Source organism: Herbiconiux daphne (assembly GCF_024979295.1).
Taxonomy (GTDB): Bacteria; Actinomycetota; Actinomycetes; order Actinomycetales; family Microbacteriaceae; genus Herbiconiux; species Herbiconiux daphnes.
Genome location: NZ_JANLCJ010000315.1, coordinates 1 through 777, shown reverse-complemented (window position 1 = coordinate 777; position 777 = coordinate 1). Strand labels below are relative to the sequence as shown.

Genomic DNA, 777 nt, shown 5'->3' with positions numbered 1-777 from the left:
TAAATAATCATGGCTAAACAATCATATAAAGCGCGTGTAACTGCTGCTGTTGTCTCATACGCTAAAGGTTCTCGCAAACTGGTAGAGTTGTTCGAAGAAGCGGCGCAAGGTTATTGGGGCGCAGACGAACGCCGTTGTGATAACCTGTCCTGCTTCCTGAATGCAATCAAAGCATTTCCGGTTCTCCAGAAAGCAGCGGTAGAATCTACCCGCACTTTCGGTAAGTTTGAAATCAGCCTGAAAGACGGCGACGTTCAAATCAAAAATCGCGGTAAAGTGTCTGACGAACAAAAAGCAGCATTTATCAAAGTTGTCGCTGATTATGTGGCGAAAGAATATAACAGCCTGTTAGCAGCGCATCAAAACAAACTGCTGGACGCTTTCGACCTGACAAAACGTATGACAGGCTTTGAAAGCAGCGCAACTCAATTAGTTGTAGCGGCGCTGGCAAATGACGAAAGCCTGACACAAACGCAGTTTGTTGAACAACTGCAAGGTTTATTGGCTGCAATCGCAACTAAAGATTTAGCAGACAAAATCACTGAAAAACGTTCTGAAATCGCCGCCAGCAAAATCACTCCTGAACAAGTACAGGAAGCAGCAAACGCTGCTTAATCGTTAACAAAAACTGAGTGATAGTATCAAGCCTGTTAGGAAACTAGCAGGCTTTTTTATTATCTCTTGAAACTAAACTGTAAAGGTAAAAATCATGCGTAAATCAATCATTTCTGTAATCGTTGCTTCTACCGCTTTCGCTGCTGTTTCTGTAAATGCTGA

General features: G+C 42.9%; 1 protein-coding gene. It reads left to right on the top strand.

Annotation, left to right across the window (positions count from 1 at the left end; genetic code table 11):
• Positions 1-9: 9 nt before the first annotated feature.
• Positions 10-615: a hypothetical protein gene (locus N1032_RS24925; RefSeq protein WP_259543238.1), complete on the top strand. Its 606-nt coding sequence runs from the start codon at positions 10-12 to the stop codon at positions 613-615.
• The last annotated feature ends 162 nt before the right edge of the window (positions 616-777 follow it).